The organism is Nocardioides gansuensis (genome assembly GCF_003076135.1).
Lineage (GTDB): Bacteria > Actinomycetota > Actinomycetes > Propionibacteriales > Nocardioidaceae > Nocardioides > Nocardioides gansuensis.
This window is the reverse complement of the sequence record NZ_QDGZ01000004.1, coordinates 227,445-252,870: the sequence shown is the minus strand read 5'-3', so window position 1 is coordinate 252,870 and position 25,426 is coordinate 227,445. Positions and strand designations below refer to the sequence as shown.

26 protein-coding genes are annotated in these 25,426 nt (G+C 71.8%); 4 read left to right on the top strand and 22 right to left on the bottom strand.

The features are described 5' to 3' along the window. Positions 1-2: 2 nt before the first annotated feature. Positions 3-581 carry a GNAT family N-acetyltransferase gene (locus DDE18_RS10735; protein ID WP_116572256.1) on the top strand — a complete coding sequence of 193 codons (579 nt, stop codon included), beginning with the start codon at positions 3-5 and terminating at the stop codon, positions 579-581. On the opposite strand, the gene hisH is transcribed toward DDE18_RS10735, so the two are convergent. From hisH to hisD, 4 genes are read right to left on the bottom strand one after another with little or no spacing between them, the layout of a single operon-like run. Continuing rightward, positions 578-1,213, bottom strand: coding sequence for an imidazole glycerol phosphate synthase subunit HisH (gene hisH, locus DDE18_RS10730; protein ID WP_116572255.1), 636 nt, complete (start codon positions 1,211-1,213; stop codon positions 578-580). The genes DDE18_RS10735 and hisH overlap by 4 nt on opposite strands. Then, positions 1,210-1,842, bottom strand: coding sequence for an imidazoleglycerol-phosphate dehydratase HisB (gene hisB / locus DDE18_RS10725; RefSeq protein ID WP_116572254.1), 633 nt, complete (start codon positions 1,840-1,842; stop codon positions 1,210-1,212). Before hisB ends, hisH begins: the two co-directional genes overlap by 4 nt. Beyond that, positions 1,839-2,981 (bottom strand): histidinol-phosphate transaminase, encoded by a 1,143-nt coding sequence (locus DDE18_RS10720; RefSeq protein ID WP_211754506.1) that lies wholly within the window; start codon positions 2,979-2,981, stop codon positions 1,839-1,841. Before DDE18_RS10720 ends, hisB begins: the two co-directional genes overlap by 4 nt. Further along, positions 2,978-4,303 (bottom strand): histidinol dehydrogenase, encoded by a 1,326-nt coding sequence (hisD, locus tag DDE18_RS10715; RefSeq protein WP_116572253.1) that lies wholly within the window; start codon positions 4,301-4,303, stop codon positions 2,978-2,980. Before hisD ends, DDE18_RS10720 begins: the two co-directional genes overlap by 4 nt. A 119-nt stretch (positions 4,304-4,422) precedes the next feature. Between hisD and DDE18_RS10710 the strand changes: the two genes are divergently transcribed. Further along, positions 4,423-5,088, top strand: a complete 666-nt coding sequence (locus DDE18_RS10710; protein ID WP_116572252.1) for an LON peptidase substrate-binding domain-containing protein — start codon at positions 4,423-4,425, stop codon at positions 5,086-5,088. Then, a complete protein-coding gene (gene ybaK / locus DDE18_RS10705) occupies positions 5,088-5,576 on the top strand; it encodes a Cys-tRNA(Pro) deacylase (RefSeq protein ID WP_116572251.1) in 489 nt (162 codons plus the stop codon). The genes DDE18_RS10710 and ybaK overlap by 1 nt, the downstream gene beginning before the upstream one ends. A gap of 15 nt (positions 5,577-5,591) precedes the next feature. On the opposite strand, the gene DDE18_RS10700 is transcribed toward ybaK, so the two are convergent. The 4 genes from DDE18_RS10700 to DDE18_RS10685 all read right to left on the bottom strand — a co-directional run bounded on the left by DDE18_RS10700 (position 5,592) and on the right by DDE18_RS10685 (position 12,520). After that, on the bottom strand, positions 5,592-7,244 hold the full coding sequence (locus tag DDE18_RS10700) for a DUF3352 domain-containing protein (protein ID WP_165821120.1): 1,653 nt from the start codon (positions 7,242-7,244) through the stop codon (positions 5,592-5,594). A 75-nt stretch (positions 7,245-7,319) separates the two neighbouring features. Then, on the bottom strand, positions 7,320-7,862 hold the full coding sequence (locus DDE18_RS10695) for a hypothetical protein (protein ID WP_116572249.1): 543 nt from the start codon (positions 7,860-7,862) through the stop codon (positions 7,320-7,322). Next, a complete protein-coding gene (gene dnaE / locus DDE18_RS10690) occupies positions 7,859-11,413 on the bottom strand; it encodes a DNA polymerase III subunit alpha (RefSeq protein WP_116572248.1) in 3,555 nt (1,184 codons plus the stop codon). The genes DDE18_RS10695 and dnaE overlap by 4 nt, the downstream gene beginning before the upstream one ends. Positions 11,414-11,512: 99 nt before the next feature. Then, on the bottom strand, positions 11,513-12,520 hold the full coding sequence (locus DDE18_RS10685) for a DUF2332 domain-containing protein (RefSeq protein WP_116572247.1): 1,008 nt from the start codon (positions 12,518-12,520) through the stop codon (positions 11,513-11,515). A 189-nt stretch (positions 12,521-12,709) separates the two neighbouring features. On the opposite strand from DDE18_RS10685, the gene DDE18_RS10680 reads away from it, so the two are divergent. Beyond that, positions 12,710-13,093: a VOC family protein gene (locus DDE18_RS10680; protein ID WP_116572246.1), complete on the top strand. Its 384-nt coding sequence runs from the start codon at positions 12,710-12,712 to the stop codon at positions 13,091-13,093. Between the two features lie 123 nt (positions 13,094-13,216). On the opposite strand, the gene DDE18_RS10675 is transcribed toward DDE18_RS10680, so the two are convergent. The 14 genes from DDE18_RS10675 to ftsW form a co-directional block, all read right to left on the bottom strand. Beyond that, on the bottom strand, positions 13,217-13,699 hold the full coding sequence (locus tag DDE18_RS10675; RefSeq protein WP_165821119.1) for a GNAT family N-acetyltransferase: 483 nt from the start codon (positions 13,697-13,699) through the stop codon (positions 13,217-13,219). 1 nt (position 13,700) lies between these two features. After that, on the bottom strand, positions 13,701-14,639 hold the full coding sequence (locus DDE18_RS10670) for an RluA family pseudouridine synthase (RefSeq protein ID WP_116572244.1): 939 nt from the start codon (positions 14,637-14,639) through the stop codon (positions 13,701-13,703). Further along, positions 14,636-15,190, bottom strand: coding sequence for a signal peptidase II (locus DDE18_RS10665; protein ID WP_116572243.1), 555 nt, complete (start codon positions 15,188-15,190; stop codon positions 14,636-14,638). The genes DDE18_RS10670 and DDE18_RS10665 overlap by 4 nt, the downstream gene beginning before the upstream one ends. Continuing rightward, the gene (locus DDE18_RS10660) at positions 15,163-16,038 is read right to left on the bottom strand and encodes a TraR/DksA family transcriptional regulator (RefSeq protein WP_116572242.1); all 876 of its coding nucleotides are present in this window, start codon (positions 16,036-16,038) and stop codon (positions 15,163-15,165) included. The genes DDE18_RS10665 and DDE18_RS10660 overlap by 28 nt, the downstream gene beginning before the upstream one ends. Positions 16,039-16,235: 197 nt before the next feature. Beyond that, entirely contained in the window at positions 16,236-16,997 is a 762-nt protein-coding gene (locus DDE18_RS10655; RefSeq protein ID WP_165821118.1) for a DivIVA domain-containing protein, read from the bottom strand. 129 nt (positions 16,998-17,126) lie between these two features. Beyond that, on the bottom strand, positions 17,127-17,420 hold the full coding sequence (locus DDE18_RS10650; RefSeq protein ID WP_116572240.1) for a YggT family protein: 294 nt from the start codon (positions 17,418-17,420) through the stop codon (positions 17,127-17,129). 7 nt (positions 17,421-17,427) lie between these two features. After that, complete coding sequence (locus DDE18_RS10645) at positions 17,428-17,919, bottom strand: cell division protein SepF (protein WP_116572239.1); 492 nt, start codon at positions 17,917-17,919, stop codon at positions 17,428-17,430. A gap of 70 nt (positions 17,920-17,989) precedes the next feature. Continuing rightward, the gene (locus DDE18_RS10640) at positions 17,990-18,688 is read right to left on the bottom strand and encodes a YggS family pyridoxal phosphate-dependent enzyme (RefSeq protein ID WP_245916597.1); all 699 of its coding nucleotides are present in this window, start codon (positions 18,686-18,688) and stop codon (positions 17,990-17,992) included. Next, positions 18,685-19,374 (bottom strand): purine nucleoside phosphorylase YfiH/LACC1 family protein, encoded by a 690-nt coding sequence (locus tag DDE18_RS10635; protein ID WP_245916596.1) that lies wholly within the window; start codon positions 19,372-19,374, stop codon positions 18,685-18,687. The genes DDE18_RS10640 and DDE18_RS10635 overlap by 4 nt, the downstream gene beginning before the upstream one ends. Positions 19,375-19,377: 3 nt before the next feature. Continuing rightward, the gene (gene ftsZ / locus DDE18_RS10630) at positions 19,378-20,649 is read right to left on the bottom strand and encodes a cell division protein FtsZ (protein WP_116572237.1); all 1,272 of its coding nucleotides are present in this window, start codon (positions 20,647-20,649) and stop codon (positions 19,378-19,380) included. Positions 20,650-20,876: 227 nt separating this feature from the next. Beyond that, entirely contained in the window at positions 20,877-21,650 is a 774-nt protein-coding gene (locus DDE18_RS10625; RefSeq protein ID WP_116572236.1) for a cell division protein FtsQ/DivIB, read from the bottom strand. Further along, positions 21,637-23,064, bottom strand: a complete 1,428-nt coding sequence (gene murC / locus DDE18_RS10620; RefSeq protein WP_116572235.1) for a UDP-N-acetylmuramate--L-alanine ligase — start codon at positions 23,062-23,064, stop codon at positions 21,637-21,639. Before murC ends, DDE18_RS10625 begins: the two co-directional genes overlap by 14 nt. After that, positions 23,061-24,146: an undecaprenyldiphospho-muramoylpentapeptide beta-N-acetylglucosaminyltransferase gene (gene murG, locus DDE18_RS10615; protein ID WP_116572234.1), complete on the bottom strand. Its 1,086-nt coding sequence runs from the start codon at positions 24,144-24,146 to the stop codon at positions 23,061-23,063. Before murG ends, murC begins: the two co-directional genes overlap by 4 nt. Positions 24,147-24,182: 36 nt before the next feature. Next, positions 24,183-25,418 carry a putative lipid II flippase FtsW gene (gene ftsW / locus DDE18_RS10610; protein ID WP_116572233.1) on the bottom strand — a complete coding sequence of 412 codons (1,236 nt, stop codon included), beginning with the start codon at positions 25,416-25,418 and terminating at the stop codon, positions 24,183-24,185. Positions 25,419-25,426: the final 8 nt, after the last annotated feature.

The following is a 25,426-nucleotide window of genomic DNA, read 5'->3' as shown; positions in this document are numbered from 1 at the left end:
GCGTGTCCATCTCGGTCCACCCCGCGACGGCCGACCGGTTCGACGACGTGGCGACCATGCTCGGCCCGAAGAACCCCGCGTCCTCGGTGTGCTGGTGCCTCAGCCACCGCCTCGATTCCAGGACGAACAGGGAGCTGGTCGGTCCGGCGAGGGGCGAGTACGTCAGGCAGCTGACCGAGCGCGACGTGGCACCGGGTGTGCTGGCGTACGACGGGGACGAGGTGGTCGGGTGGGCAGCGGTCGCGCCGAGGGCGGAGCTGCCGTTCGAGCGCTCGAGGAAGATCCCGCACGTCGACGACCAGCCCGTCTGGTCCGTCTGGTGCGTGAGGGTGCGGCCGGGTCACCGCGGCAAGGGCATCTCCCTTCCCCTGCTCGAAGGAGCGGTGGCCTACGCCGGGCAGAAGGGAGCGCCCGCCGTCGAGGGCTACCCGGTCGACAACCGGGGCGCGAAGGTCGACCTCACGATGGCCTACGTCGGCACCCGCAAGCTCTTCGAGCGCGCGGGCTTCACCATGGCGGCGCAGACCGACGCTGTCTCGGGCGGCTTCCCGCGGGTCGTGATGCGCAAGGCCCTGACCTAGGAGAGCGACGACACCCAGTTGCGCAGCAGGTGGGCGCCTGCGTCCCCGGACTTCTCGGGGTGGAACTGGGTGGCCGAGAGGGGGCCGTTCTCCACGGCCGCGACGAACCGGTCGCCGCCGTGCTCGGCCCAGGTGACCAGGGGCGCCTTCGTGCGGTCGTTGGTGACCAGGTCCCAGCTGCGGGCGGCGTAGGAGTGCACGAAGTAGAACCGCTCGTCCTCGATCCCGGCGAACAGACTCGTCCCGACAGGAGCGTCGACCGTGTTCCAGCCCATGTGGGGTACGACGGGTGCCTGGAGCCGCTCGACGGTGCCCGGCCACTCGTCGCAGCCCTCGGTCTCGACGCCGTGCTCGACCCCGCGCGCGAACAGGATCTGCATGCCGACGCAGATGCCGAGCACCGGCCGGCCGCCGGCGAGCCGGCGCCCGATGATGCGGTCGCCCTTGATCGCCCTCAGGCCCGCCATGCACGCGGCGTACGCCCCGACGCCCGGCACCAGCAGGCCGTCGGCCTCCAGCGCGGTCTCGAAGTCACCGGTCAGCTCGACGGTGGCACCCGCGCGCTCGACGGCACGGACCGCGGAGCGGAGGTTGCCCGACCCGTAGTCGAGGACGACGACCCTGGGGCTCAGGACGCGCTCCCCTCACCCACGAGGGTGCCCTTGGTCGAGGGCACGCCCGTCTCGCGCGGGTCGAACGCGATCGCGTCGCGGAACGCCCGGGCGAACGCCTTGAACTGCGCCTCCACCAGGTGGTGCGGGTCGCGCGAGGACAGCACCCGCACGTGCAGCGCGATCTGGGCATGGAAGGCGATCGTCTCGAAGACGTGGCGGGTCAGCGAGCCAACGTACGACGCGCCCTGGTCGCCGCCGATCGCGACGAAGACCTGGCCCTCGGGCTCGCCGGTGTGCACGCAGTAGGGGCGGCCGGAGACGTCGACCGCGCATTGCACGAGCGCCTCGTCGAGCGGCACCAGGGCGTCGCCGAAGCGGCGGATGCCCTGCTTGTCGCCGAGCGCCTCGCGCAGCGCCTGGCCGAGGACGATCGCGGTGTCCTCGACGGTGTGGTGGGCGTCGATGTGGGTGTCGCCGTTGGCGTGCACCACGAGGTCGACGAGCGCGTGCCGGGCGAAGGAGTTGAGCATGTGGTCGTAGAAGCCGACGTTGGTGCTGATGTCGGCGCGGCCGGTGCCGTCGAGGTCCACCTCCACGGTGACCTGCGACTCCTTGGTCCTCCGCTCGATGCGGGCGGTGCGGCTCATGTCAGATCCTTCTGCTGGGCATTCACGGGGTCGGCCTTCATCACGTCGGTCAGCGCGTCCTTGAACGCGGTCATCTCCTCGGGCGTCCCGACCGAGACGCGCAGCCAGCCGTCCGGGCCGGTCTCGCGGATCAGCACGCCCCGGTCGAGCAGGCCCTGCCAGACAGCGTGCCGATCGGCGAAGCGACCGAACAACGCGAAGTTGGCGTCGCTGTCGGCGACCTCGAGGCCCTGCGCCCGCAGCCAGTCGACGGTGAGGTCGCGCTCCTTGCGCAGCGCGTCGACGTTGCCGAGCAGCTCCGGGGCGTGCTGCAACGCCGCCAGCGCGGTCGCCTGCGTCACCGCCGACAGGTGGTAGGGCAGCCGGACGACCCGGATCGCGTCGCAGATCTCCCTCGCCGCCGCGAAGTAGCCCAGGCGGGCGCCGGCGAGCGCGAACGCCTTGCTCATGGTGCGGCTGACAACCAGGTTGCGGTGGCGGTCGAGGAGCTCCAGGGCACTGGGCGTGCCGGCCCTGCGGAACTCGCCGTACGCCTCGTCCACCACGACGATCCCGTCGCCGGCGGCCTCGCAGAGCATCGACACCGCCTCCGGCGGCAGCGCCGTGCCGGTCGGGTTGTTGGGGCTCGGCAGCAGCACGACCGCGGGACGGCGCTCCTCGACCAGGGCGCGCGCGGCGTCGAGGTCGAGGGAGAAGTCGGTCTCGCGGTGCCCGACGACCCATTCGGTCATCGCGTCGCGGGCGTACTCGGGATACATCGAGTAGGTCGGCGCGAAGGACAGCGCGCAGCGCCCAGGCCCGCCGAAGGCCTGCAACAGCTGCAGCATCACCTCGTTGGAGCCGTTGGCCGCCCACACCTGGTCGGGGGTGACGCCCCGGCCGCCGTCGGTGTTCAGGTACGCCGCGAGCGCCTCGCGCAGGGCCGTGAACTCCCGGTCCGGGTAGCGGTTCAGCGAGGTGGCCGCGTCGGCGACCGCCGCCGCGATGTCGGCGACGCACTCGGCCGAGGGGGCGTAGGGGTTCTCGTTGACGTTGAGCTGGACGGGCACGTCGAGCTGCGGCGCGCCGTAGGGCTCGATCCCCCGGAGCTCCTCACGCAGCGGCGGCCAGGTCCCAGTGCTCGCCACCGGCCGGGTCACCGGGCGAACCGCACGGTGACAGCCGCGCCGTGCGCGGGCAGGTCCTCGGCCTCCGCAAGCGTCACCACGTGGCCGGCGACCTGCTCGAGCGCCGCGCGCGAGTAGTCGACCACGTGCATCGACTTGAGGAACGCACGGACCGACAGGCCGCTGGAGTGGCAGGCGCAGCCCGCGGTCGGGAGCACGTGGTTGGAGCCCGCGCAGTAGTCGCCGAGCGAGACCGGCGCCCACGGGCCGACGAACACGGCACCCGCGTTGACGACACGCGCCGCGACCTCCGACGCGTTGGCGGTGTGGATCTCGAGGTGCTCGGCGGCGTAGGCGTTGGCGACCTCGACGCCCTGCTCGAGGTCGTCGACCAGCACGACCGCCGACTGCTGGGCGGTCAGCGCGGTGACGATGCGCTCGGTGTGGCGGGTCGCGTGGACCTGCTTGTCGAGCTCGGCGGCCACGTCGTCGGCGAGCTGCTCCGACGGGGTGACCAGCACGCTCGCGGACGTGGTGCCGTGCTCGGCCTGGCTGATCAGGTCGGCCGCGACGTACGCCGGGTCGGCGGTGTCGTCGGCGAGCACCATCACCTCGGTCGGGCCGGCCTCGGAGTCGATGCCGACGACGCCGCGCAGCAGCCGCTTGGCGGCGGTGACGTAGATGTTGCCGGGACCCGTGACGAGGTCGACCTTGCGGCAGGGGCCGGCGCCGTAGCCGAACATCGCGACCGCCTGGGCGCCGCCGACGGCGTAGACCTCGTCCACGCCGAGCAGGGCGCAGGCGGCCAGGATGGTCGGCTCGGGCAGGCCGCCGTGGGTCTTCTGCGGCGGGCTCGCGAGCGCGATCGAGGGAACGCCGGCGACCTGGGCGGGGACGACGTTCATCACCACGCTGCTGACGAGCGGCGCGACGCCCCCGGGGACGTAGAGGCCCACGCGCTGGACCGGCACCTTGCGGTGGGTGATGACCGCGCCATCGGCCACGGCGGTGACCACGTCGGACTCGAGCTCGGCCTCGCAGGTGGCGCGCAGCCGCGCGATCGCCTCCTCGAGGCCGGCCCGGACGGCCGGGTCGAGGGCGGCGAGCGCCTCGTCCATCGCCTCCCGGGGGACGGTGATGCCGACCGGCGTGCCGTCGTCACGGCGTACGCCGTCGAATCGCTCGGAGAACTCCACGATCGCCTCGACGCCGCGGGTGCGCACCGCCTCCACGATCGGCCGCACCTGATGGGTCGCGGCCTCGACGTCGAACTCGGCGCGCGGCAGGGCCGCGGCCAGGTCGACGGGGGCCCCGCTGCGCGCAGAGCCACCCCTGAGGTCGATTCGTCGGAGCATGGGCGCAAGTCTACGGTCGCCCCACCCCTCGCTCCTGACCCCCGACGTCATCCGGACCGGTCGCCGGGCGGCCGGTGCGGAGGGGGCCACGGGCGTCATGCCTCCGCTACGGTGAAGGGGTGAGCGAGTCACTCCCGATGTTCCCGCTCAGCACGGTCCTCTTCCCCGGGGTCACCGTGCCGCTGCACGTGTTCGAGGACCGCTACCGCGCCCTCGTGCACCACCTTCTGCGCGTGGACGACCCGGCCCAGCGCATCTTCGGCTCGGTGGCGATCCGCGAGGGCTACGAGGTCGGCGACCACGGCTCGCAGTCGCTCTACCGCGTGGGAGTCGTGCTGCAGCTGACCGAGGTCGAGGTGCAGGACGACGGCACGTTCCAGATCGTCGCGGTCGGGCGCGAACGGATGGCGATCGACGACCTCGACGGGTCGGGCGAGTTCGCCGTCGCCTCGTTCCACGAGGTGCCCGACGAGCCGGTCCCCGTGCCCGGGGAGCTGCTGGACCGCGCACGCGCGACGTTCACGGCCTACCGGGCCGCCGTCGCCGAGCTGCGCGGCGACGTCTTCTCCGGCGCACTCCCCCGCGACCCGGAATACCTGTCCTGGACGCTGGCGGCCCTCGCGCCGCTGCCGATGGCCGAGCGGCAGTCGCTGCTCGAGGCGAGCGACGTGGCCACCCGCCTCGAGCTTGTCACCCAGATGCTTCGCGAGGAGCTGCGCGCCATGAACGTGATCCCGTCCCTGCCGGCCATCGAGGTGGCCCGCACCGCCTGGAGTCCCAACTGATGGCCCGGAAGCAGTCTGCCGGAGGCACCCCCGCGACCGTCGCACTGACGAAGGCGGCGGTGCACTTCGTCCTCCATGCCTATGACCACGACCCGCGGGTCGAGTCCTACGGCCTCGAGGCGGCTGAAGCGCTCGGCGTCGACCCCGATCGGGTCTTCAAGACCCTGATGGCCTCGCTCGACGGTCGCCTCGTCGTGGGCATCGTGCCGGTCACCAGCCAGCTGGACCTCAAGGCACTCGCCCGGGCCCTCGACGGCAGCAAGGCGGTGATGGCCGAGGTGGCGGTTGCCGAGCGAGCGACGGGCTACGTCGCCGGCGGGATCTCGCCGATCGGCCAGAAGCGGGCGCACCCGACCGTGCTGGACGAGTCGGCGCTCGACCACCCGACGATCTTCGTCTCCGGCGGTCAGCGCGGCCTGGACGTCGAGCTGTCACCGGCCGACCTGATGGCGGTCACGTCTGCGACCTCCGCCCCGATCGGCCGGTGACGGCGCTCGGCTGCCTCAGTCGGTGGTGAGCCGGACGAAGCCGTGGGAGACCCGGTCCTCGTACCACCCGGTGATGCCGAGGGCCGAGAGGGGCTCCAGGTTGTCCGCCAGCTCCGCGTCGTCCTGGGCCACCCGTGCCAGCCAGTTGTCGTCGGCGTCGAAGTCGACGAACATGACGGCCGCCGCGCCGTCGGCCCCCTCGACCACCTGCTGGTAGGCCTCGGAGCCCTCGAGCCCGTCCTCCTGCGCGACCTTCTCGCGGTAGTCGGCGTTGGGGCCGAGCACGACGTAGTCGTCGCCGGTGGCGGTCTCGAGGAGGTCTGCCTCCTCGCCGAGCTGCGGACGCAGCTTCTCCAGGACCGCCTCGACCTCGGCCTCGTCGCCGTCGATCTTGATCGCGATCGGCAGCTCGGCGGGCCCGCCGTTCATCACGGCGTCGGGGTCGATGCCCTCGCCGAGAGAGACCGCGAGGCCGTCACCGACGAGCGCCTCCAGGTCGTCCGGCAGGTCCAGGCCCGTCTGCGCGGAGGCCTCCGCGTAGAGCTCGTCCTTCGTCTGGCCCAGGCTGCTGGCCATCTGCTCGGCCATCATGTCGACCCAGCCGTCCGGGACGCCGAAGCCGATCGCCGCGATCGTGCCCTCGGGCAGGGATCCGACGATCTCGCCGCCGGAGTCGACGTCTGCGAAGATCTCCGCCTGCTCGCCAGAGTCGGCGGCGAACTCCAGCTCCAGTGAGCCGTCGGAGAAGCGGAGCGTGGCGGCCGCGCCCCCGAAGTCCTCGAGGCTCTTCTGGACCTCCGGCGGGACGCTCGGGGAGGCCGAGGGCTCGACGTCCTCGAACTCGCCGGTCTCGGGGTCGATCCCGCCGAGCTCGGAGCCGCCGAACGGGCTGACGCCGGTGTCCTCGAGGAGGGAGAGCAGCTCGGGGCCGATCTCGGGGGACGCGTACATGGTCAGGATGCCCGCGTCGCCGGTCTCGCCGGTCCAGCGGGTGAAGTCGTCGTCATCGGCCAGGGTGCCCTCGCCCGCGAGCTCGACCACCTTGTCGGCCTGCTCCTGCGTCTCGGCCACGATCGCCCAGTCGCCCTCGACGGCGATGCCGGCCGGCTCGTCGGTGTTGCCGCAGGCCTCCTCGATCGCCCGGAAGCCGTCCTCGGCTGCGCCGGCGTCGCTGATCTGCACGACGACGACCGGGGAGGGCTGCTCCGCGCCGGTGTCGACGCCGGCCACGGCGAGGCGGTTGCCGAGCCACGGCTCCACGTCCTCGGCGTAGTCGAGACCCTCGCACTCGCCGCTCGAGGTCATCTCCTCGAAGAACCGCTCACGCAGGTCGTCGTCGGTGTCGAGGTTGATCTTGTCCTTGAACGCGGGGAACTTGCGCAGGGTGCGGATCGCCTCGATCTTCTGGCTGCCGCTCGGGTCGAGGTCGACGCTGGCGTAGGCGAGGGTGCCGGCCGGCAGTGCCTCGGCCGGCTGGGCGCCCGTGCCCACGAAGGACGTGATCGCCCAGGCAGCGGCGCCACCGACGGCGACGAGCCCGACGACGCCGCCCAGCACGAGCAGGCGCTTGCGGTTGTCGCCCGAGCGGGAGCTGGAGCCGACCGGACTGCCGCCGGTCGGCTCGAGGAACTCGGGACCCCCCGGTCCCGAAGGAGTGGTGCTGGACAAGGGAACCCCCGTGTGGATGGCCGGCTTGCGCCGACGTGTGTGTGACGTCGTCACCCTACCCGCGTCGGTGCACTCTCAACCCGGGGTCTGCTGACCTCGCGCGGTCCGCCCGCGACCCATGAGGAAGACGGCCATCAGGCCGAGCGTGGCGCCGGCCGGGAACGCCGCGAAGGCGCTCGACTCCGGGCGCAAGAGGGAGGGCCGGGCGTCCGAGCCGGCGACCCGCAGGTCGGCCGGCAGCCTGACCAGGTCGGCCTCGCCCGCGGCGAGCACCCGGGGGTCCGGCGGGCCCAGGGCGTGGCCGACCCGGAACATCAGCCAGCCTGCGACGAACGCCCCGACCACCACGGCGGCCAGGGTCACCAGCTCGCGGCCCGGGAAGCCCCAGCCGATCGCGGCCGCGAGCACGGCCCCGACGGCCATCGCGATCACGACGTACCAGCCGGTGTCGGAGAAGCCGAGGTCCGGCCCCGCGGGCTCCAGCACCCACTGGCCGGAGACGACCAGGCCGGTCGGCGGTTCCCACAGCCACTCCCAGAGGACGCCGGACACCGCGCCGGACAGGGCGAAGGCGGCCACCACCGCGACGGGGCGGACCAGGGCATGGAGCGGGCTCATCCGGTGAGGCACCCGGGGCCGAGCAGCTGCTTGAGGTCGGCGAAGAGCGCCGGGCTCGGCGTGACCCGCAGCTGGTCGGGCATCCGCATCACGATCGTCTTGTCCCGGCTCATCAGCCGCAGCCGCACTTCGGTGACCCCCGGGTGGGTGCCGAGGATGTCGCGGAACTGGTTGACCACCGGCGGCGTGCACCTGGTCTGCGGCAACGTCACGACGACGGGTCCCGACGGGCCCTCGCTCAGGTCGGGGACGGTGACCTCCTGCGCGCGCAGCTCGGGCTGGTCCTTGTCACGGGAGAGCTGGCCCTTGACCCGGATGATCGCGTCCTCGACGAGGTGCGTGGAGGCGAGCTGGTAGGCGCTGGGGAAGAGCAGCACCTCGATGGCACCGTCGAGGTCCTCCAGCGTGATCGTGGCCCACGCGTCTCCGCGCTTGGTGATCTTGCGTTGCACGCTCGTCACCAGGCCGCTCACCGTGATCGTCGAGCCGTGCGGGCGGTCCTCGTCGAGCATCAGCTGGCCGATGGTGCAGTCGGTCCCGGCGGAGAGCACGTGCTCGAGGCCGAGCAGCGGGTGGTCGGAGACGTAGAGGCCCAGCATCTCCCGCTCGTGGCCGAGCAGGGTCGTCTTGTCCCAGTCGTCGATGTCGGGGATCGAGATCGAGACACCGAAGCCGCTGAAATCATCGCCGTCGAGGCTGCCCATATCGGCGAAGAGCGAGTCCTGGCCGATTGCCTCGTTCTTCTTGATGTCGATGTACTGGTCGACCGCGGTCTCGTGGATCGTCACGAGGGCGCGCCGCTTGTGCTTCATCTCGTCGAAGGCGCCGGCCTTGATCAGCGACTCGATGACCCGCTTGTTGCAGACGTGGGCGGGCACCTTGTCCATGAAGTCGTTGAAGTCGGCGTAGCGGCCCTTCTGCTGGCGCGCCGAGACGATGCCGTCGACGACGTTGGCGCCGACGTTGCGGATCGCGGTGAGGCCGAAGCGGATGTCGTTGCCGACCGGGGTGAAGTTGGCGTGGGACTCGTTGACGTCGGGCGGGAGCACCTGGATCTTCATCCGGCGGCACTCGTTGAGGTAGATCGCCGACTTGTCCTTGTCGTCCCGCGTCGAGGTCAGCAGGGCGGCCATGTATTCGGCCGGGTAGTTGGCCTTGAGATAGGCCGTCCAGTAGGAGACCAGGCCGTACGCCGCGGAGTGGGCCTTGTTGAAGGCGTAGTCGGAGAACGGCAGCAGGATGTCCCAGAGGGTCTTCACGGCGGCCATCGAGTAGCCCCGCTCGGTCATGCCGCCGGAGAAGATCTCGAACTGCTTGTCCAGCTCGGTCTTCTTCTTCTTGCCCATCGCGCGGCGGAGCAGGTCCGCCTGTCCGAGCGTGTAGCCCGCGAGCTTCTGCGCGATGGCCATGACCTGCTCCTGGTAGACGATCAGGCCGTAGGTCTCGCCGAGGATGTCCAGCAGGGGCTCCGCGAGCTCGGGGTGGATCGGTTCCACGGGCTCGCGGCCGGTCTTGCGGCGCGCGTACTTGTTGTGGGAGTCGGCGCCCATCGGGCCCGGCCGGTAGAGCGCACCGACGGCGGAGATGTCCTCGAACTTGTCGGGCCGCATCGACCGCAGCAAGGCCCGCATCGGGCCGCCGTCGAGCTGGAAGACGCCGAGGGTGTCGCCGCGCTGGAGCAGGGCGTAGGTCGCGGGGTCGTCGAGGGTGAGGTCCTCCAGCACGACCTTCTCGCCCCGGTTGACCTCGATGTTCTTCACCGCGTCGTCGAGGACCGTGAGGTTGCGCAGCCCGAGGAAGTCCATCTTGATGAGGCCGAGGGCCTCACACGTGGGGTAGTCGAACTGGGTGATCATCGCGCCGTCGGCGGGCCGCTTGAGCAGCGGGATCACGTCGATGAGCGGCTCGCTCGACATGATGATGCCGGCGGCGTGCACGCCCCACTGGCGCTTGAGGCCCTCGATGCCCATCGCGGTGTCGACGACCCGCTTGACGTCGTTGTCGGCGTCGTAGAGCTGCCGGAACTCGCCGCCCTCGCCGAAGCGCGGGTGGGCGGGGTCGAAGATCTGCTTGAGCGGGATGTCCTTGCCCATCACCGCGGCCGGCATCGCCTTGGTGATCCGGTCCCCCATCGCGAAGGGGTAGCCCAGGATGCGGCTGGAGTCCTTCACCGCCTGCTTGGCCTTGATGGTGCCGTAGGTGATGATCATCGAGACCCGGTCGTCGCCGTACTTCTCGGTGACGTAGCGGATCACCTCACCGCGCCGGCGCTCGTCGAAGTCGATGTCGAAGTCGGGCATCGAGATGCGGTCGGGGTTGAGGAAGCGCTCGAAGATCAGGCCGTGCTCGAGCGGGTCGAGGTCGGTGATCCGCATGGCGTAGGCGACCATCGAGCCCGCTCCGGAGCCGCGGCCCGGGCCGACCCGGATGCCGTTGTCCTTGGCCCAGTTGATGAAGTCGGCGACGACGAGGAAGTAGCCCGAGAAGCCCATCTGGGTGATGACGCCGATCTCGAACTCGGCCTGCCTGCGGACGTGGTCGGGGATGCCCTGGGGGTAGCGGAACGCGAGCCCCTTCTCGACCTCCTTCACCAGCCAGGAGTCCTCGCTCTCCCCGGGAGGGCAGGGGAACCGCGGCATGTAAGTGCCGTTGCCCTCGGTGAACTCGACGTTGCACCGCTCGGCGATCAGCAGGGTGTTGTCGCAGGCCGCGGGGAAGTCGCGCCAGAGCTCGCGCATCTCGGCGGCGGACTTGATGTAGTAGCCGTCGCCGTTGAAGGCGAAGCGCTGGCCAGGGCCGTCACCGGCCGGGATGTCCATCGTCGACCCGGAGTTGATGCAGAGCAGGTGCTCCTGGGACGGGGCGTCCTCGCGGCGGACGTAGTGGGAGTCGTTGGTCGCGAGCAGCGGGATCTGCAGGTCCTCCGAGAGCTTGAGCAGCCCGTCGCGCACCCGGCGCTCGATGTCGAGCCCGTGGTCCATCAGCTCGAGGAAGTAGTTGTCCCTCCCGAGGATGTCCTGGAAGTCGCCCGCCGTCTGGCGCGCCGCCTCGTAGTTGTCGTGGCGCAGGTGCACCTGCACCTCGCCGCTGGGGCACCCCGTCGTACCGATCAGGCCCCTGGCGTGCTGGGCCAGCAGCTCGCGGTCGGCGCGCGGGTGCTGGAAGAAGCCGTCGCGCCAGGCGCCGGTGGAGAGGCGGAACAGGTTGTGCATGCCCTCGGTGGACTCCGAGAGCAGGGTCATGTGGGTGTAGGCGCCGCGGCTGGAGACGTCGTCGGGGCCGCCCTTGTAGAAGTTGACGCGCTTGCGCTCGAAGCGGCTGATGTTGGGCGTGAAGTAGGCCTCGATGCCGATGATCGGCTTGATGCCGGCGTCCTTGGCCGCCTTGTAGAACTCGTAGGCGCCGAAGACGTTGCCGTGGTCGGTCATCGCGATCGCCGGCATGCCGAGCTCGGCGGTGCGCGCCGCCATGTCCTTGAGCCGGGCCGCGCCGTCCAGCATCGAGTATTCCGTGTGGACGTGGAGGTGGACGAAGCTGTCCTGGGCCGACATCGGGGGTCTTCCACACCTTCCTGCAGGTCAAGGCACTGCATCGCAGCGGCAACGTCACGGAGCCGCTCACCGGGCCGCTCGTGGGGGAAGGACGTCAGCCTACGTCAGTCTGGCAGGGCCCTCCGACACCCGTGTCGGCGCGCCGAAAAGCCAGTCGATCGCGTGCCCGTGACCGTGGGTGTACGCCGCGGCCTGGCCGTCCAGGGCCAGCAGGAACCGGCCCGCCGGGACCCGCCGCCCGCCGGCCAGCCGGGGCAGCACCTGGGGCGCCTCGTTGCTGACCCAGCGGCAGGCGCCGTCGGCGACCAGGCCGGTCATCAGCTCGTCGAAGCGCTCCCGGTCGTCGTCCTCGAGGTAGGCGACGACGGCCGAGTGGAAGACCACCGGGGTGCCGTGCCGGCCGGCCTCCCGCAGCAGTCGTGGCAGCGCGTCGAAGAGGTCGCCGCGCACCACCTGCGGCGGGTCGGTCCGGGCCACGGCGATGGCCTGCCTCAGCCGCTCTCGTCGCTCGTCCTGCTCGGGCCAGACCAGATTCTCGAGCCAGGCCATCGCGTCCTCGTCCTCGACGTCGAGCGGGTTGAGGTCGGCCCCGCCCCGCCAGGCGACGTCGGGGTGCGAGGCCGGGACCGGCATCGGGCCGGTCGCCGTCGCGGTGAGGGTGGGGCCTCCGCTCCCCCGCAGCTCGCCGCGCGGTGGCCACGCGTAGTCGTAGCGGTCCGGGAAGAGGCACAGCCCGGCACTGGCCCCGACCTCGACCAGTCCGAGGGGGCCGGGGATAGTCGCGAACACCGGGGTCAGGGTGGCGAGCCGGCCCACCTCGTTGGTCTGGGTGGCCCGCTGCCTGATCGTCTCCTTCACCTCCGCCTCGCGCTCGAACAGCACGGCCTTGAAGCCCTCGTAGCCGCCCGGCGCCTCGGCACCGTGCCACCGGGCGGCGGCGAACACGAGGTTGGCCTGCTGCTTGATCCGCGGCAGGTCCGCGAGCCAGGCATGCACCTCCGGGTCGTCGGCCACCCGGAGCGCCCAGTCGGCGAAGCACGGCGAGTCGCCCTCGGCGTACGCCGCGAAGTCGCGGTAGCGGTCGGCGATCTCCCCGTCCATCTCCATGCCCCGATCATCCCTCTTGCCGAGTCGGCGCATCTGCACACGGCGAGGGCGCCGAGTCGGCGCATCTGCACAAGCGTCGGTCCGCGTCCGACGCATGCTGGCGCGCCGGACCTGCACGAGGCCTTGCCCCGCCACCGACACGGGAGAAGAGTGGCGGACTGTACGCACATCCAACCCAGGGAGGCCAGCATGTCCGGCAAGGTGGTGCACTTCGAGCTCCCGTTCGACGACGGTGACCGGGCACGGAAGTTCTACGGCGACACCTTCGGCTGGCAATTGATGCCGATGCCCGACATGGACTACACGATCGTGACGACCGGGCCGACGGACCAGGAGTCCGGCCCGTCCGAGCCGGGTTTCATCAACGGTGGCATGTTCGAACGCAGCGAGCAGTTCCCCGGAAAGGCGCCGAACATCGTCATCGACGTGCCGAGCGTGGAGGACGCGCTCAAGCGGGTCGTCGAGGCTGGCGGCGCCGTGGTCACCGAGCGGATGCCGGTGGGCGACATGGGCTTCGCGGGCTACTTCACCGACACCGAGGGCAATCTGGTCGGCCTCTGGGAGAGCGCCTGACCTGAGCATCGCGAGACGCCGACTCGGCGGGTCCAGCGTGTGCAGATGCGCCGACTCGGCGGGTCCGACGTGGCAGATGCGCCGACTCGGCGGGTCCAGCGTGTGCAGATGCGCCGACTCGGCTCAGCTGCCCGGCCACGCGAGGTGGATGTCCGGGGACCGCTCCTCGTTGTCGCGGCCGTCGGTGCGGGCGACCTCGACCAGGCCGTGGCGGGCGTAGAACTCCCGGGCCGGGGTGTTGCACTCGAAGACCCAGAGCCCGAAGCCACCCGGCCGCAGCCCCTTCACCAGATCGAGCAGCGCGGACCCGATGCCCGCCCCTTGCGCCGAGGGCGCGACGTAGAGGCCGTCGAGCCATGTGGTCGTGAGGTTGACGAAGCCCACCAGCTGGTCGTCGAGGAGCGCGATCCAGACCTCGCGGGTCGACAGGTCCCACGAGCGCACCCACTCCCGCACCTCGTGAGGCGAGTGGACACCGGGCGGGAACGCTCCCAGGGCCTCGGCGGCGGCCCGCGCCTCGAGATAGACCTCGGCGACGTCGGGCAGCTCGTCGACTGACGCCGGGACCAGCAGGACGTCGGAGCGGGAGGTGTGGGAGGAAGGCACGTCAGTGGGCGTTGCGGATGACCTCGAGCGCCTGGGCGAGGTCGGCGGGATAGCTGGACTCGTACTCGACGTAGTCACCCGAGTCGGGGTGCTCGAAGCCGAGCTTCACGGCGTGCAGCCACTGGCGCTCCAGGCCCACCCGCTTGGCGAGCACCGGGTCTGCGCCGTAGGTGATGTCGCCGACGCACGGATGCTTGAGCGCCGCCATGTGCACGCGGATCTGGTGGGTGCGACCCGTCTCGAGGTGGATCTCGAGCAGGCTGGCGAAGCGGTGGGCCTCGAGCGTCTCGTAGTGCGTGACGCTGTGCCGGCCGTCGCCCATCACGGCGAACTTGTAGTCGAACTTCGGGTGGCGGCCGATCGGGGCGTCGACGGTGCCGCTGAGCGGGTCGGGATGGCCCTGCACGAGGGCGTGGTAGGTCTTGTCGACGGTGCGGTGGCGGAAGGCGTTCTTGAGCACGGAGTAGGAGTGCTCCGACTTCGCGATCACCATGACCCCGGACGTGCCGACGTCGAGGCGCTGGACGATGCCCTCGCGCTCCTTGGCACCGCTCGTCGAGATGCGGAAGCCTGCGCCGGCCAGGTGGCCGACCACGGTGGGGCCGGACCAGCCGGGGCTGGGGTGGACCGCGACGCCGACGGGCTTGTCGATCACCACGAGGGCGTCGTCGTCGTGGATGATCTTGATGCCCTCGACGATCTCTGGGACCACCTCGAGGGGGTCGGTCTCGACCGGGATCCTCACGTCGAGCATGGCGCCCGGCTCGACGCGGTCGCTCTTGCTGACAGCCGAGCCGTCGACCTCGACGAGCCCCTGGGCGATCAGGTCGGCCGCGCGGCTGCGGGAGAAGCCGAACATCCGGGCCATCGCGGCGTCCACGCGCTCGCCGGCCAGGCCCTCGGGCACCAGGACCGTGCGATGGTCGGCGAAGCTGCTCATCGGTGGGGCTCCACGCGCCGGCCGTCGACCTGCATGCCCCGGAAGGTCTGCACGACGATCAGCACGGCGGCCGCGTTGATGCACATGTCGGCGATGTTGAAGACCGGCCAGTGGGGCAGCATCAGGAAGTCGACCACGTGGCCGCGCATCGGGCCCGGGTCCCGCACCAGCCGGTCGGTGAGATTGCCGCCGACACCGCCGAGGAGCAGGCCCAGGGCCAGCGCCCACAGCGGACTCCCCACCTTCCTGACCACCCAGAGCACCACCAGCACCGCCACGATCGACAGGCTGCTGAACACGACCGTGAACTCCGCGCCCGTGCTGAAGGCCGCCCCCGGGTTGTGGGTCAGGTGGAAGACGAGCAGGTCGCCGACGGCGTGGATGTCGCGGTCGGCGAGGGCCGAGAGCGCCCACTGCTTGCTCGCGAGGTCCGCGACGTACGCCGCGAGGGCGACGAGCCCGAAGATCGCACGCGCCCGCCGGGGTCGCGTCGGAGCGGTCGTGGTGGCCGGGTCGCTGGTGGTCAGCGACGCTCCTCGCGCTGCTTGCATGACAGGCACAGTGTGGCACGCGGGAACGCCATCAACCGCATCTTGCCGATGGGGTTGCCGCAGGACTCGCAGACGCCGTAGGTGCCGTCGTGGATGTGTCCCAGCGCCCGCTCGACCTGGGCCAGCATGTCGCGCTCGTTGTTGACGACCGTGAGCTCGTGGTCGCGCTCGAAGCTGGTCGCGCCCATGTCGGCCTGGTCGTGGCCGGCGCCGTCGCCGGCGTCGCGCATCAGGCCGGCCAGCTCGCGCTCGGCGTCGTCGATCAGGGCCTTGAGCCGGTCGTGGTGGGTGGTGAGCTCGGCGACCACCTCGTCGAGCTCGGCCTTGGTCCACGCGCTCTCGTCGTCCTTGACGACCAGAGCGGAGGCGGGTGCCTTCTTCGTGGCCTTCCGGGCCGATGGTGCCTTGGTGGCGGGGGCCTGGGCGGTCGTGGTCTTCTTCACCGGCACTGCCTTCTTCGCTGGGGTCTTCGCTGGGGTCTTCGTGGTCTTCTTCGCCGGCGCCGCCTTGGTGGCGGTCTTCTTGGCGGGCGCCGCCTTCTTCGCCGGCGCCTTCGCGGCGGGCGCCTTCGTCGCCGGGGTCCTCTTCGCGGCCGGCTTCTTCGCGGCCGCCGCCTTCTTCGCGGGCGCCGCCTTCTTCGCGGGCGCCGCCTTCTTCGCGGGCGCCGCCTTCTTCGCGGGCGACCCCTTCTTCGTGGCGGACGTCTTCTTGGCGACGGTCTTGGCAGACGTGGCCGAGAGGGCCGCGGGCTGCTCCGAACCGTCCCGGCGGCTGCTGCGGCGGCCGATCACCTTTTTGGCCGCGGCGGCAGCATTGCCGGCCAGGGACTTGCGTGTGGAGCGAGCCATCGGGTGGGCCTCCTCAACAGGGCCATGCGGGGTGGCCGAGGCCACACGGTGGCAGGGAGGTTAGCCCCTGCCCCCTCCCCACTCAAACACCGGCACACCCCTGACACGACGACGGCGGCCGCCGCGCCGTGCCGCCCGGGTCGGGAAAGCACGAAGGCCGACCCTCCACGGGGCCGGCCGTCGTCGTGCGTGCTGTGTCAGCTGTCGTCCTCGCCGAGGATCGAGCGCAGTCGCTTCGGAGCGGGCGTCGAGCCGTCGCCCGCCATCTGCGACTCGGTGGACGAGCCCTCGAGCGCCTCGAGCTGCTGCGTGAAGTAGCTCTTGAGGCGGGAGCGGTATTCGCGCTCGAACGAGCGGAGTGTCTCGACCTCGCTGCTGAGCTTGTCGCGCTCCCTCTCGAGGTCGCCGAACATCTGCTGGCGGCGCTCGGCGGTCTCGGAGTCGAGCATCTGGGCGCGCTGGCGGGCATCGGCCTCGAGCTTGTCCGACTTGGCCTTGGCCTCGGCCTCGAGGCGCTCGGCCTTGGTGCGGGCGGAACCGACGATGCTGTCGGCCTCGTTCTTGGCCTCGTTGACGAGCTCGTCGGCGTTGCGCGTGGCGATCTCGAGCAGGCGGGCCGCGGCGTTGGACGCCTCGGGCACGGTCTGCACCCTGATCGTCTCCACCGCACCGGCCGCGGTGGGCGCGGACGCGACGGCGGCGACGGGCTCGGGAGCCGGCTTCGGCGCGGGCTCCGGCTCGACCTTCTCGACCGGCTTCGCCACCTGGGGAGCCGGGACGGGGGCGCCGGTCTGGGCGGCCGCGAGCTTGGCCCGGAGGTCGTCGTTCTCCTGGGTCAGTCGCGCCAGCTCGGCCTCGACCTCGTCGAGGAACTGGTCGACCTCACCCATGTCGTATCCCTCACGGAGACGGACGGGAGTAAAGCGCTTGTTGCTCACGTCCTCAGGCGTCAGCGGCATGACCTCACCCATTCACTTTCGTCGGAAAACCTAGGGGGTTGGAACTTCCATCGAACAATAGCGTCCCATCCTGCCACTCCGTGAGCGCCCCAAGCGGGGCGCCCCATGGGGGCCGGGGGGCAGGCCGGTTCAGCCGAGCATCGTGGTCGCGACGACCCGCAGCATGAGGTAGGCGGCGACCATGACGAGCAGGAAGCTCAGGTCGAGCGCGAACGAGCCGAGCCGGAGGGGTGGGATCACCTTCCGGAGCGCCTTGATGGGCGGGTCGGTGGCGGTGTAGACGCCCTCGAGGACCACCAGGAGCGGCCCGTGCGGGGTCCACTGGCGCGCGAAGACCTGCACCCAGTCCACGATGAACCGGATCCAGAGCAGGGCGATGAACACCCAGATCAGTGTGTAGAGGATCGAGCCGACGGCTGCCATGCGGGACTCAGCTCTGGTTGAAGAAGCCGCCCTCGGCGATGCGTTCCTTGTCCTCCGCTGCCACCGTGACGTTGGGCGGGGATAGCAGGAAGACCTTGTTGGTCACGCGCTCGATCGAGCCACGCGTCGCGAAGATCAGGCCGGCGGCGAAGTCGACGAGGCGCTTGGCGTCCTGGTCGTCCATCTCCGAGAGGTTCATGATCACGGGCGTGCCGTCGCGGTAGTTCTCCCCGACGAGGCGGGCCTCGTTGTAGTTGCGGGGGTGGAGGGTGGTGATGCGGCTCAACTCGGCAACGACTCCAGGCTGGACCGAGGCCGGGCGGCGGCGCTCGGAAAGGTCGGACACGGGGGCGGGGCGGCGGTCCCGGGACACGGGGGCCGGCCGCTGGTCGACGGCGTCCTGCTGGCTGGTGTCGTAGTCGCCGTCGAGGTCGTCGTACTGGCCGGTGTCCTCGAGCAGGCCGAGGTACTCGCCGATCTTGCGCATCGCGCCGCTCATGACACTTGTCCTCCGATTTGCCGGGCACCGGTCGGCGCCTGGTGGGGATGGGTACGTCTGCTCAAGGACACTACTTGATCCGGGGCCTCGGACCGAGGACCGCGCTGCCGACGCGCACGTGTGTCGCGCCGTGCCGGATCGCGTGCTCCAGGTCGCCGCTCATGCCCGCCGAGAGCACGTCGGCGCAGGGCCGGGACTCCAGGAACTGCGCCCGGATCCGGGCCAGCCGGGCGAAGGCCGCGGCCGGGTCCTCCCCCAACGGCGCGACCGCCATCAGCCCCCGCAGGCGCAGCCCGCCGGCGGTCTCCACCGCCGCGGCCAGGGCGTCGAGCTCGTCGGGGTCCGCACCGGCTCGCCCCTCGCGCCCCGGTGGGTCGAGGCTGACCTGCAGCAGCACGTCGATCTCGTGGGACCGCTCGTGCGCGCCCCGCGAGAGCCCCGGCACCAGCTTGGCGCGGTCGACGGACTCGACGACGTCGGCGTACGACGCCACGGCGGCCGCCTTGTTGCTCTGCAGGCCGCCGACGAAGTGCCATCGGACGTCGAGGTCGGCGCACTCGGCGGCCTTCGCGGCGGCCTCCTGGTGGCGGTTCTCCCCCACGTCGGTCACGCCGAGCCCGGCGAGGATCCGCACGTCGCTGGCGGGGAAGAACTTGGTGACGACCACCAGCCGCACGTCGTCGCCCGCGCGGCCGGCTGCGTCGCAGGCGGCGGCGATGCGGCGGCGTACGGCGTCGAGGTTGGCCGCGATCTCGTCGGCGCGGGTCACGAGATCCACACCAGCCCCGCCAGGCGGCCCGCCCGGGCGCCGTCGCGCCGGTAGGAGTGGAGGGCCGGCTCCTCGCGCGTGCAGCCACCCACGTCGACCACCTCGACGCCGGCCTTCTCGAGCTGGCTGCGCACACCGGCGCCGATGTCGAGCGCCGGGGTGCCCCACGAGGTGGTGGCGTACGCCGCGGGGACGAGGGCGGTGACCTCGGCGCGCATCGCCGCGGGCACCTCGTAGCAGCGGCCGCAGACGCGTGGCCCGACCCAGGCGACCAGGTCGGCCGCGCCCCGGGCGCGCAGCTGCTCCACCGTGCGGGTGGTGACGTCGAGGGTGAGTCCGGGCCGGCCCGCGTGCACCGCGCCCACGAGGCCGGCACGGGGATCGGCGAGCAGGACGGGGACGCAGTCGGCGACCCGGACCATCAGGCCGACGCCGCGTGATCCGGTGACGAGGGCGTCGCCGGTCGGGATGTCGTCGCTGGTCGGCTCGGGACCCGGCGCGTCGACGGCGACGACGTCGTCGCCGTGCACCTGGTGCAGGCGGGCGAAGCGCACCCCGCAGGCCTCTTCCATCCGCGTGAGCTCGGCCGGGAAGCAGGGCTGGAGCCCCTTCACGTCCAGGGATGCGTCAGTGAAGGCGACGTCCACGCGGACGTCGCCCTCACGATGGTCTCGGAACCAGAACACCGCTTACTTGAGGAAGTCGGGCACGTCGAGGTCATCGTCGTCGAACTGCACCTGCCGCGGCTGGCGCGGCGGCTGCTGGGACGGCGCCTGGCCACCCGACGCGGCCCCGGGCTGGCTGCCCTGGCCGTTCCCCTGGCCGCTCCCCTGGGCGGGGGCAGCCTGGGGCGCCGGACGCGACTGCACCACCGGGCGCGCGGCCTCGGGAGCCGCCGCCCGCTGCGGGGCAGCCGGCTGGGCCGCGGCCCGGGTCTGCTCCTGCGTCTGCACCGGCGTCTGCACCGGGACGTTCGGCCGCAGGGCGTTGCCGCCGTCCTGGCGACGCTTGGGCATGCCCCCGTCGAAGCCGGCGGCGATGACGGTCACCCGCACCTCGTCGCCGAGCGCGTCGTCGATGGTCGCGCCGAAGATGATGTTGGCGTCGGCGTGGGCGGCCTGGCTGACCAGGGCGGCCGCCTCGTTGATCTCGAAGAGGCCCAGGTCGGAGCCACCGGCGATGGACAGCAGGACGCCGTAGGCACCCTCGATGCTCGCCTCGAGCAGCGGGCTGGAGACGGCCATCTCGGCGGCCTGGACGGCCCGGTCCTCGCCCCGGGCCGAGCCGATGCCCATCAGCGCGGAGCCGGCGTTGGCCATCACCGACTTCACGTCGGCGAAGTCGAGGTTGATCAGGCCGGGGGTGGTGATCAGGTCGGTGATGCCGGAGACACCCTGCAGCAGCACCTGGTCGGCCTGCTTGAAGGCGTCGAGCATCGAGACACTGCGGTCGCTGATCGACAGCAGGCGGTCGTTGGGGATGACGATGAGGGTGTCGACCTCTTCGCGGAGCTGGGAGATGCCCTCCTCCGCGGAGTTGGCGCGACGGCGGCCCTCGAAGGCGAAGGGGCGCGTCACGACACCGATGGTCAGGGCGCCCAGGGAGCGGGCGATGCGGGCCACGACGGGCGCACCACCGGTGCCGGTGCCGCCGCCCTCGCCCGCGGTCACGAAGACCATGTCGGCGCCCTTGAGGACCTCTTCGATCTCGTCGGCGTGGTCCTCGGCCGCCTTGGCACCCACCTCGGGGTTGGCGCCGGCACCGAGACCACGGGTGAGCTCACGGCCGATGTCGAGCTTGACGTCGGCGTCGCTCATGAGCAGGGCCTGGGCGTCGGTGTTGATCGCGATGAACTCGACGCCCCTGAGGCCGACCTCGATCATGCGGTTGACGGCGTTGACGCCACCACCACCGATACCCACGACCTTGATGATCGCTAGGTAGTTCTGTGCAGCTGCCACGGCTCCGGGGCCTCTCGTCTGGATCGGGTCCGGCGGGATTGCCGGACGTCGGGCTGATCGGTGGGGAAGTCGCTCGGTCTCCACTCCCTTCGGCCACGGAACCCTAACCGTGAACCTGAGGGTTATAGTTATGTCAACCTCGCGTTGGCCATGACGATAGGCACGTCGCCTCGTCGATGTGAACCGACACGCCCAACCACGCGGCAGAAGTTGCCGGCGCCCCAGGATCAGGGGCGGTACGTCGGGTGGGCCGGGACGCTGACGTCGAAGCTGCGGGCCTCACCGGCCTCGGCCAGCAGCGCCTCGAGCACGGTCGCCTTGAGCTCCGACTCGTCCGCACTCCCCCAGAGCACCTCGCGTCCGTCGCGCAGAACGAGGGTGATCTGGTCGATCGTCTCGACGGCGAGGTGGTCGACCCGCTTCGCCAGGTCGGCCGGCAGCGCGGCAACGACGCCCGCGGCCTCCTTGAGCGCGTCCGTGCCGGTCGCGGTGGTCGGCCGCACCCGCGGCATCCCCTTCGGGACTGCCTTGTACTCCCGGAACACCACCCCCTCGGGGTCCAGCGCCCGGAGGCGGCCGCCCAGCTCGACCACGGCGACGGCCGTGCGCTCCTCGACCTCGATGTGCACCCTGTCCGGCCAGCTGCGCGTGACGTCGGCCGAGCGCACCTCGGCCAGCGACTCGAGCCGTCGCCTCGCCCGGTCGAGGTCGACGAGGGCCAGCTGCTCGCCCTCGGGCACGGCAGCGACGCCGAGCACGCGCTGGGTCGTCAGGATCCGGTTGCCCTGCACCTCGACGCCCTTGACCGACAGCCACGTCGAGAAGAAGAGCGCCCAGACCGACGCCACGGCGAGGCCGACCAGCAGCAGCGCGGCGACGATGTACTTCCACGACATCCACCTGCGACGCCACTGTCGCCGCGCGAACCGCTGACGGGTCACCCGCTCGGCGCGGACCCGTGGGTCCTCCCGGGACTGCGACCTGCGGTCAGCGAGCGCCATCGGCGCCCTCTCGCAGCAGCTCGAGCACGCGCGGGCCGAGCTGGGTCACGCTGCCGGCACCGAGGGTGAGCACGACGTCTCCGGGGCGGGCGCGGGCCGCGAGCTCGGCCGGCACGGCATCGAAGTCGGGGACGTAGGCGACCTGCCCGGACGGGAGGGGCACGGCGCCGGCGACGAGCGCACCCGTGACCGCCGGGTCGGCGTCCTCGCGGGCGAGGTAGACGTCGAGCACCACGACCTCGTCCGCGGCACCGAGCGCCTCGCCCATCTGGGTGCCGAAGATGCGCGTCCGGGACACCAGGTGGGGCTGGAACGCGACGACGAGCTGCCCCTCCCCCACGATCGAGCGTGCTGCCTGGAGGTCGCCGGCGATCTCGACGGGGTGGTGGGCGTAGGAGTCGTAGACGCGCACCCCGGCGGCCTCACCCTTGAGCTCCATCCGCCGTCCGGTGCCGGTGAACCCGGCCAGCCCGAGGACGAGGTCGTCGAAGGAGAAGCCAAGGCGCAGGCCCATCGCGAGCGCGGCCAGCGCGTCGAGGAGGTAGTGCCGGCCCGGGATCGCGAGCCTGAGCTCGCCGAGGTCGCGGCCGCCCCGGACGACCCGGCAGCGCGACGTACTGCCCTCGAAGACCGGGTCCACCGCTCGCAGGTCGCACCCCTCGGACTCCCCCACGGTGATGGTCTCGAGCCCGGCGGCGCGCGCCGAAGCGGCGAGGGCCGCGGCGCCCTCGTCGTCGGCGCAGCAGACCAGGAAGCCGTCCCGGTCGAGAGTCGCGGCGAAGTCGTCGAACGCCTGGCGGTAGGCCTCCTCCGTGCCCCAGTTGTCGAGGTGGTCGGCCTCGACGTTGGTCACGATCGCCGCGTGCGGGCGGTAGACCAGGAAGGCGCCGTCGCTCTCGTCGGCCTCGGCGACGAAGAGGTCGTCGGAGCCCGCGTCGGCGTTGCGACCGGTGGCGGTCAGCACGCCCCCGACGGCGTACGTCGGGTGGGCACCGGCCGCGAGCAGGGCACTCGTCAGCAGCCCGGTCGTGGTGGTCTTGCCGTGGGTGCCGGCCACGGCGAGCACCCGCTGGCCGGCCATCACCGCCGCCAGGCCGGCGGAGCGGGGCAACAGCCGCAGCCCTCGGCGCCGCGCCTCGACGACCTCGGGGTTGTCCTCGCGGGCGGCCGTGGTGACGACGACGGTGTCGGCGTCGCCGAGGTGGGCCGGGTCGTAGCCGAGGTGGCAGGTGACCCCGAGCTCGCGCAGGGCGGGGAGGAACGGGGTGTCCTGGTCGTCGCTGCCGGTGACGGGCAGTCCACGGGCGGCCATGATCCGGGCGATCGCGGACAGGCCCGCGCCGCCGATGCCGATGAAGTGGGTGCTGCCCAGCTGGTCGGCTGGCAGTAGCTCGTCGGGAACGGGAATCCTCACCGTGCCCTCCCGGCCTGCGCGGTCTCCTGGACGATGTGGGCCAGGGTGTCGTCGGCGTCGCGGGGCACCAGGGCGGAGGCGGCGGCACCCATCCGCCGCAGCCGCTCGGCGTCGGTCGCCAGCGCCGGCACGGTCGCGCGGATCCACTCGGGCGTGAGGGCGGCGTTGTCGACCATCAGTGCCCCTCCGGCGTCCACCACCGGACGGGCGTTGTGCGCCTGCTCGCCGTTGCCGACGGGCAGCGGCACGATGACCGCGGGCAGGCCGACAGCGGCGGCCTCGGTGACGCTGGAGGCGCCGCCCCGGCAGATGACGAGGTCGGCCGCGGCGTAGGCGAGGTCCATGCGCTCGACGAACGGCAGCACGACGTAGGGCACGTCCGACGGCGCCGGCGAGGCCTCGCCCTTGGGCCCGACGACGTGAAGGACCTGCACGCCGGCCCCGGCGAGCGCGGCGGCGGAGGCCGAGACCGAGTCGTTGAGGTGGCGCGCGCCCTGCGAGCCGCCCGTGACGAGCAAGGTCGGACGCGCGGGGTCGAGGCCGAAGAAGTGGCGGGCCTCCTCGCGCCGGGCGGGGCGGTCGAGCCGCGAGATCATCCTGCGGATGGGCAGGCCGACGAACTCGGCCCTCGGCAGCGGCGTCCCGGGGAAGCTCACCGCCACCCGGGTGGCGATCCGGGCGCCGGCGCGGTTGGCGAGCCCGGGCAGGGCGTTCTGCTCGTGCACCACGATCGGCAGCCTGCGTCGGCGGGCCGCGAGGTAGGCCGGCATCGAGACGTAGCCGCCGTAGCCGACGACGACGTCGGGACGCACCCGGTCGAGGACGTCCATCGTCTTCTTCACGGCCTCGCCCAGGCGCAGCGGGACGCGGGCCAGGTCGGCCGACGGCCGGCGCGGCAGGGGCACCGGCGGCACCAGCTCGAGCGAGTAGCCGGCGGCCGGGACGACGGTGGTCTCGAGGCCGCGCCGGGTGCCGAGGCAGGTGACCTCGATCGCCGGGTCGAGCCGCTGGAGGGCGTCGGCCGTGGCGATCAGGGGGGACGTGTGTCCGGCGGTGCCACCGCCGGCGAGGAGAACGCGCATCACGGACAACCTAACGAAGCAGCAGGGCCGGCGAGATCAGCGGGCAGCAAGGCCGGCGGAGCGGTTGCGGCGGCGGGCGGCCAGCGCCTTGGCGGCCTCCGGCTCGCGCCGGGCGAAGCCCACGAGCAGCCCGAGGGCCACCAGCGAGGGCAGCAGCGCGGACCCGCCGTACGAGACGAGCGGGAGCGGGATGCCGATGACCGGCAGCACCGCGAGCACCATGCCGACGTTGATGATCATCTGGCCGAGCAGCCAGACCACGATGCCGAAGGACATGTAGCGGACGAACGGGTCCTGGGTCTCCGAGGCGACCCGGATCGCGGCGTAGGCGATGGTGAGGAAGAGGCCGACGACCAACAGGGTGCCGGCCAGCCCCAGCTCCTCGCCGAGCACCGCGAAGATGAAGTCGGTGTGGGCCTCCGGCAGGTCGCCCCACTTCTGGGTCGAGGCGCCGATCCCCTGGCCGAACCAGCCGCCCGTGGACAGCGCGTAGAGGCCGTGGGCCGGCTGCCAGCCGGTGTCGAGGTAGTCCTGGAACGGATCGGTGAACGTCGTGATGCGTGCGAGCCGCTCCTTGTCCAGGGCCGCGAGGAAGACGGCGACCGCGCTGATGATCGTGATGCAGACGACGAAGAGCCGCGCCGGCGCCCCGACCACCCAGAGCATCCCGAGCAGGATCGCGAAGAGCACCAGCGCCGTGCCGAGGTCGCGGCCGCCGACGACCAGGCCGGTGGCGAGCAGCATGCCGGGCACCACGGGGATCATCACCTCGTGGACCCGCCCCAGCCGCCGCTCCTTGCGGGCGTAGACGTCGGCCGCCCACAGGATCAGCCCGAGCTTGGCGATCTCGGAGGGCTGGATCGCGAGCGGACCGACGGCCAGCCAGTTCTGGTTGCCGTTGCGCTCCACGCCGAGGAACGCGGTCAGCAGCAGGAGCACGAGCGAGACGAGGTACGCCGGCCAGGCGAGGCCGCGGATCCACTGCACCGACATCCGCGAGGCGATCCAGGCACAGGGCACGCCCAGCACGACCCACATCAGCTGCCGCTTCACCACGGCGTAGGAGTCGTCGTAGAACCTGTAGGAGTAGACGCTCGAGGCGCTCAGCACCATGATCACGCCGATCGTGAGCAGCAGCCCCGAGGCGCCGAGCAGGAGGTAGTAGCGGGCGAGCGGCTTGTCGAGGGCATGCCGCAGCGACGTCCACGCGGCGAGGACTCCCGACCCGAGCGGGCGGCGGTCCCGGACCTGCTGGGGGTTGGCGGTGGTCACCTCGCCCC